The sequence below is a fragment of the Enterobacter cloacae complex sp. IR5428 genome (assembly GCF_049238585.1).
Taxonomy (GTDB): Bacteria; Pseudomonadota; Gammaproteobacteria; order Enterobacterales; family Enterobacteriaceae; genus Enterobacter; species Enterobacter intestinihominis.
On record NZ_JBMKHV010000001.1, the window covers coordinates 495,934 to 502,343 of the forward strand.

Consider the following 6,410-nt stretch of genomic DNA (forward strand, 5'->3'; position numbering starts at 1 on the left):
CGCGAGGCATCTGCCTCGCGTTTTTCTTTACAGCAGCGGCTTTTGTCCGCGCTGCAACCAGCGTATCAGCAGGCGATCCGCGCTTTCTGCCGCACTATTGGTTAAACGGTCGAGCAGGCGCTTACGTCGTGTGAAGCGCACCCCCACCAGCTCACGACCTTCCATCAGGTTGAGCAGGAGGTCGTCGCTGGTACCCACTTCATCCACCAGCCCTTTCTCCTGCGCCTGCGTGCCGTACCAGTGTTCGCCCGTAGCCACCTGCTCAATGTCCAGCGTTGGGCGCATGCGGTGCACGAAATCCTTGAACAGATGGTGGGTTTCGTTCAGATCTTCCCGGAACTTCTGCCGTCCCTCTTCGGTATTTTCGCCGAGCAGCGTCAGCGTACGTTTGTACTGACCCGCCGTATGCAATTCGATGTCGATCTCTTTATTTTTCAGGAAACGATTGAAGTTAGGGATCTGCGCAACCACCCCAATCGAGCCGATAATGGAGAACGGTGCTGCGACGATTTTATCCGCCACGCACGCCATCATATAGCCGCCACTCGCCGCGACCTTATCTACCGCCACGGTGAGCGGGATCTGTTTATCCCGCAGACGTTGTAACTGCGAAGCCGCCAGTCCATACCCATGCACTACGCCGCCCGGGCTTTCAAGGCGTACCACCACCTGATCCTGGGCTGTCGCCACGGCCAGCACCGCTGTCACTTCCTCACGCAGAGAGGAGACTTCATGCGCATCCATGCTACCTTTAAAATCGAGCACATAGACGCGCGGTTTTGCGTCAGCCTGTGGCGTGGCGAGCTTAGCTTTCGCCTTCGCGGCTTTGGCGTCCTGCTTATGTTTTTTCTTCTGGGCTTTTAGCCACAGCTTCTGTTGATGATCGTCAAGCAGCGCCAGAGACATCTCTTCCCGCATCTCTTTATACTGCTCGCTCAGGCGGGTAATGCGTAACTCACCACGCTGACGCTTACGCTGCGTCAGGTTGACAATCAGGACGGCAATCACCGCGACAGCAATAACCACCGTCGCGATTTTGGCCAAAAACAACCCATACTGAGAAAGTAATTCCACGCGTTCCACCTTGATTTAACCACGAATCTTTCACGCCAGTGTACAACAGCCCTGCGCAGGCGTCTCGCTCTGGACATTAGCTCTGCGAGGCGGCTTCAGGAATCCCCCGTTTCTGGTTTAAATCTTTGCAAATTGTTAATTTCCCAGCGTTCTGTCCTGTAGACTGATTGAATTCTGACGCGGTTTCGGGCATAAAGCCGAAAAGTCATAAATAAAGGTGCAAGTCACGCCCAATGCGCCTGAGGAGCCACCGTGCATTATCAGCCACAAAAAAACCTTCTACAGAACCGCATCATTCTGGTTACCGGTGCCAGCGACGGGATTGGTCGCGAAGCGGCGCTGACTTATTCTGAATACGGTGCGAGCCTTATTCTGCTGGGACGTAATGAAGAAAAGCTCAAAGCCGTTGCCCGTGAAATCGAAAACGCCGGCGGTACCCCCACGCCCTGGTATACGCTCGATCTGCTGACCTGTACGTCAGCGTCATGTCAGGCCCTTGCCCAGCGCATTAGTACGCATTATTCGCGTCTGGACGGCGTACTGCACAACGCGGGGTTACTGGGCGAAGTGCGCCCGATGGATGAACAGGATCCGGAGATTTGGCAGCAGGTGATGCAGGTTAACGTCAACGGGACGTTTTTCCTGACCCAGGCCTTGCTTCCTTTATTACTTAACTCAGATTCCGGTTCGCTGGTGTTTACCTCCTCCAGCGTGGGGCGTCAGGGTCGTGCGAACTGGGGGGCTTACGCCGCCTCAAAATTTGCCACCGAAGGAATGATGCAGGTGCTGGCCGAAGAGTATCAAAACCGCCATCTGCGGGTTAACTGTATTAACCCTGGCGGTACGCGCACTAAAATGCGTGCCAGCGCGTTCCCGACAGAAGATCCGCAAAAGCTTAAAACCCCGGCCGATATTATGCCTCTTTATCTGTGGCTAATGGGTGACGACAGCCGTCGTAAAACCGGAATGACATTCGATGCTCAGCCAGGCCGCAAACCGGGGATATCGCAATGAATGAAGACCGTCATCAGCAGCGCCAGCAGCGTCTCAAAGAACAGGTTGATGCACGCGTGGCGGCCGCTCAGGACGAGCGCGGGATCCTCATCGTGTTCACCGGCAACGGCAAAGGCAAAACCACCGCCGCATTTGGGACCGCCACCCGCGCAGTCGGGCACGGTCAGAAAGTGGGCGTGATCCAGTTTATCAAGGGTGAATGGCCCAACGGCGAGCGTAATCTGCTCGAACCGCATGGCGTTGAGTTTCAGGTGATGGCGACCGGTTTTACCTGGGATACCCAGAACCGGGAAACAGATACCGCAGCCTGCCTCGCCGTCTGGGAGCATGCCAAAAGAATGCTCTCTGACCCGTCGCTGAACATGGTGTTGCTGGATGAGATCACGTATATGGTGGCCTATGACTACCTGCCGCTGGAAGCCGTGCTGGAGGCCCTCAGGAACCGCCCTGCACACCAGACGGCGATCGTCACGGGGCGCGGGTGTCATCGGGACATTCTGGAGCTGGCCGATACCGTCAGCGAGCTGCGTCCGGTTAAGCATGCGTTCGATGCGGGTATCAAAGCGCAAATTGGGATTGATTACTGAAGAAAATAGCCCGGTATATTCACCGGGCTTTTAGATTAACCGTTGTTATTACGACTGCCAGAGCGGCGATTGCTGCTAACCTGGCTGTGACGTTTAACCGCACGGCGGATCTGATTCGCCTTCATACGACGACGATCTTTCTCTACCGCCACTTTCGATGTGGTTTCTGGCGTCAGGCCAACCAGATCGCGCAAGTAGTTGGTTTGCGTCAGATCCAGCTCGGTATAGCCGCCACGTGGCAGGCCTTTCGGCAGCAGGATGTCGCCATAGCGGACACGAATCAAACGGCTTACCTGGACACCGACCGCTTCCCACAGACGACGCACCTCGCGGTTACGTCCCTCTGTCAGGGTAACGTTGTACCACTGGTTAATGCCTTCACCACCGGTAAACTTGATGGTTTTGAACGCCGCTGGGCCGTCTTCCAGCTGAACGCCACGCGACAGATCGCGCAGTTTGTTCTCATCAACCTGACCGAAGACGCGCACGGCGTATTCACGTTCCACTTCACGACTTGGGTGCATCAGGCGGTTTGCCAGTTCACCATCGGTGGTGAACAGCAGCAGGCCACAGGTATTCACGTCCAGACGCCCTACGGCAATCCAGCGGGCGCCACGCAGTTTTGGCAGACGGTCGAACACCGTCGGGCGGCCTTCCGGGTCGTTGCGGGTACACAGTTCGCCTTCCGGCTTGTAGTAAGCCAGTACGCGGCAGATCTGTTCAGCAGACTCTTTCACGGAGATAAGATGGCCGTCAATGCGGATCTTCAGCCCCGGTACGATTTCAACGCGGTCACCGAGCGTGGCGATTTTACCGTCCACACTCACGCGGCCTGCTTCAATAATGGCTTCGATTTCACGGCGCGAACCGTGGCCGGCGCGCGCCAGCACTTTCTGTAACTTCTCGCTCATTGAGCTTCCTCAGGTGTCGCCTTCACAGGCGTCTGGTATACTTTCTAAAACAACGAGTTAGCTAATACATCGACTTAACTCACTGATCTGTAACTCTTTCATGGTACACAGCATGGCAAACAACGTGTCACACAAGCTGTCACACACAATGATTCGTGGGCGCACATACTACACTAACTTTAGACTAAATGATTCAACAAGTTTTGTGCGTCTGAGTCTCGGTACTGATAGAGACACAGCTTCGCGGCGTGGATATGCGATCCTGGCGCTGGGATGAACTGGACATTGGTAGCAAGGTATTGCGTATCACCCACGACAAGACCAAAGAAGCGGTAGAAGTGGAGTTGACGGAGACAGCAAGGGAGGTGCTCAAGGCTCGTTATAACGAGCGCGGGGATAACGTGTATGTATTCCAGAATGACAGCAACCGGACCAAGGGTAAGCCGATTAGCCGTTCCAAAATCCATGCTGAGATTGAGTATGCAGTGGACAAGCTCAAAATGCGGGGGCTTGCTTCCACAGGAAGCAGTGATCAGTATGCACTCGTCACGTAAGACCGTGGCTGCTATCGCTCACGCCCACGGCGAAGATCTTGAGGTGATTAGTAAGATGTTGGGGCATCGCTCCACCGAACATACCCGCGCCTACCTGGGGATTACTCAGGCCAAAGTAGACGCACTACGAACGAAGTATTCAACGGGCATTAAGAGAGGGACACGCACTTAGGGCATTTCATATTGATATCATGAGTGCCCAATGTTGGTAATTGAGATGGTATAATGCATACCAAATAGAATAAGACTTCGTGGAGTGTATTTATTTCACTGCAATACTCTGGATTAAAGACGTAAATTTTGAATCCAATCTTTTATTATTTGCTTTTAATCTCTCCAATTCAGAGTTAAAAACCTTATGATACTCCGCAATTTCATCTTCACTTAATGTATCAAAGTTATCTATTAATTTTAGACAAGTTGCTTTGGCGTCAAGCACACACTGTTTATAGAATGTGTCACGCTGTGAAATCAACTCATTCAAAATTACATTCTTTGGCTCTGCAAAGAGCCTGTTATTTCCTTGCAATTCTTTTATAAAGCCATCTATCTTATCATATGAATCTTGAAAAGCAATTTCAAATTCCCGCGCCTTGAGTAAGGTTTCCGTCTTAAATTTATAAAGAGCATCTTTGTCGTTCTTCTTTTTTACTAATTTACTGTTCCTATAACTCATGAAAGATAACACTAATGCAGCTAAGGAAAAAATCAATCCAATATTATTTACAATGAAGTTAACAACCTCTGATGCCAACTCAATCATTTCTTAATCTCCTTTTAATCAATATAAAGAATTCTTAATTTTATTACGGCTAAATAAGTCAGCATTTACTGGGGGCGGTGCGCCCCTCATTCGTACAACCATCTTCCGGCTTTAGCTGATTCGATCAGCATACCAACATTGAAATCTGGTACAGGAGTAGGCTCTGTTTTCTTAAATGGATTCCATGAAACAGGCTGGTCAGGATAGTAAGTTTCTATTTTAAAGTTTCCCCGTTCAACCTTGAACGCATCGAAAAACTTATCCATTAACTCACCAGCTTCAAGCTCATCAAGACTCAAATCAGTATCAAGATCCGTTTCAGGTGTTAGCTCTACTTTCTTGAACTTGAATAGGTACGTGCCAGCGTAAGGCCGTACAAGCTCATAAACGCGCTGCTCAACATTGTTTACCATAACTTATCGTTACCCCGCGCTATAGCGTTGTAGTCTCGGATAGTGCGATAGGTGATATGAGAGATATCAGAAGCTAAGATAACCCACCCCACGACAGGAATAGCCCTGCCCGTAAAGGTTCCAATGTTAGCTACCGCCCTGATTCTGATTGTAGAAGGTGGATAACCCCCAATAACGGAAGGTAGTTTGATACCGAAAGGGAACTGCGCTTTTTTGAACACTTTTCGCGAGGCTTTAGACGCATAGGATGTTCCCTTTTCAGCGCCGTTTGGTTTTGCCCTTGTAGGGAGAGTATTACGCCCAGATACAATGGCAACTACAGCACCGAAATCAACAAGACCTAAACCAAGTTGATCAACAACATTTTCACAGAAGACCATGAAAAATAGCTCGGAGGCGGTGAGGTTTGAACGCCCCGCATAGAAGTATGTTCCGTTGAGTTCCTCGACTGTATCCACGTCTCAATCCTTTTGACTCTGAATGTATTGCAATCATAACGGCTGATCTACAGACAGTCACCCCTAAAACATGGCGTTAGCAGTATGGGTTAAGAAGGCAATACGAGGGAGCGTAATGCCCCCTTTTCAATTATACATCCCACGGATTTGTTTTAATTTTTCTCATTTTGTATTCGATGCCACACACGGTGAAAGTGAGTTTCTCAGTGTCGATCACTCCCTCAACTTCTTTGTAGTCGAATGGGAATTTCACTTTATTGTCATTGATTTTGTATAAACCGCCTGGAATGTTGGGACCATGGTTGACATGCAAATAATCGCCCTTGACTGTCCAACGCCCTTCTACGTGGTATTCAATGGCACTACCATGATCAGTGAAGTAAATGCTCATGATGATTCCTTATGGTCAGAGTTTACCTTTCAGTGGATGTTCTCTCGTCAATCCCGCAACACTACGTGATGTCACATAACAAATAAGTAGATCAGCGGAAGAGCGCGAAGTGACAAACTGAATCGCCACGGGTTTAACAGACACCTCAGAGTCATTTAAGATGACTTAAAGAGAGGTGCCCATGAGCGGTAAGCGTTATCCTGAAGAGTTTAAAATTGAAGCAGTCAAACAGGTTGTTGATCGTG

At 50.2% G+C, this 6,410-nt stretch carries 9 protein-coding genes; 3 read left to right on the top strand and 6 right to left on the bottom strand.

The window, feature by feature from the left end:
- Positions 1-27: 27 nt before the first annotated feature.
- Entirely contained in the window at positions 28-1,074 is a 1,047-nt protein-coding gene (gene sohB / locus ACOTXC_RS02265) for a protease SohB (protein WP_045621558.1), read from the bottom strand.
- 252 nt (positions 1,075-1,326) lie between these two features.
- Here sohB and ACOTXC_RS02270 point away from each other — a divergent pair, with 252 nt between their 5' ends.
- Both ACOTXC_RS02270 and cobO read left to right on the top strand, forming a co-directional pair.
- Entirely contained in the window at positions 1,327-2,088 is a 762-nt protein-coding gene (locus ACOTXC_RS02270) for a YciK family oxidoreductase (protein WP_022648324.1), read from the top strand.
- Positions 2,085-2,675 carry a cob(I)yrinic acid a,c-diamide adenosyltransferase gene (gene cobO / locus ACOTXC_RS02275; protein ID WP_421767369.1) on the top strand — a complete coding sequence of 197 codons (591 nt, stop codon included), beginning with the start codon at positions 2,085-2,087 and terminating at the stop codon, positions 2,673-2,675. Before ACOTXC_RS02270 ends, cobO begins: the two co-directional genes overlap by 4 nt.
- 35 nt (positions 2,676-2,710) lie before the next feature.
- Here cobO and rluB read toward each other — a convergent pair whose 3' ends face one another.
- Positions 2,711-3,586, bottom strand: coding sequence for a 23S rRNA pseudouridine(2605) synthase RluB (gene rluB / locus ACOTXC_RS02280; RefSeq protein WP_003856794.1), 876 nt, complete (start codon positions 3,584-3,586; stop codon positions 2,711-2,713).
- A gap of 254 nt (positions 3,587-3,840) precedes the next feature.
- Here rluB and ACOTXC_RS02285 point away from each other — a divergent pair, with 254 nt between their 5' ends.
- Positions 3,841-4,140: a tyrosine-type recombinase/integrase gene (locus ACOTXC_RS02285; protein WP_232936025.1), complete on the top strand. Its 300-nt coding sequence runs from the start codon at positions 3,841-3,843 to the stop codon at positions 4,138-4,140.
- Positions 4,141-4,402: 262 nt separating this feature from the next.
- On the opposite strand, the gene ACOTXC_RS02290 is transcribed toward ACOTXC_RS02285, so the two are convergent.
- The 4 genes from ACOTXC_RS02290 to ACOTXC_RS02305 form a co-directional block, all read right to left on the bottom strand.
- Complete coding sequence (locus ACOTXC_RS02290) at positions 4,403-4,903, bottom strand: hypothetical protein (protein WP_421767370.1); 501 nt, start codon at positions 4,901-4,903, stop codon at positions 4,403-4,405.
- 86 nt (positions 4,904-4,989) lie between these two features.
- Positions 4,990-5,316 carry a DUF1493 family protein gene (locus tag ACOTXC_RS02295; protein WP_032622440.1) on the bottom strand — a complete coding sequence of 109 codons (327 nt, stop codon included), beginning with the start codon at positions 5,314-5,316 and terminating at the stop codon, positions 4,990-4,992.
- A complete protein-coding gene (locus tag ACOTXC_RS02300) occupies positions 5,310-5,774 on the bottom strand; it encodes an STM2901 family protein (RefSeq protein WP_421767371.1) in 465 nt (154 codons plus the stop codon). Before ACOTXC_RS02300 ends, ACOTXC_RS02295 begins: the two co-directional genes overlap by 7 nt.
- A gap of 130 nt (positions 5,775-5,904) precedes the next feature.
- Positions 5,905-6,165, bottom strand: a complete 261-nt coding sequence (locus ACOTXC_RS02305) for a hypothetical protein (RefSeq protein WP_421767372.1) — start codon at positions 6,163-6,165, stop codon at positions 5,905-5,907.
- Positions 6,166-6,410 lie beyond the last annotated feature (245 nt).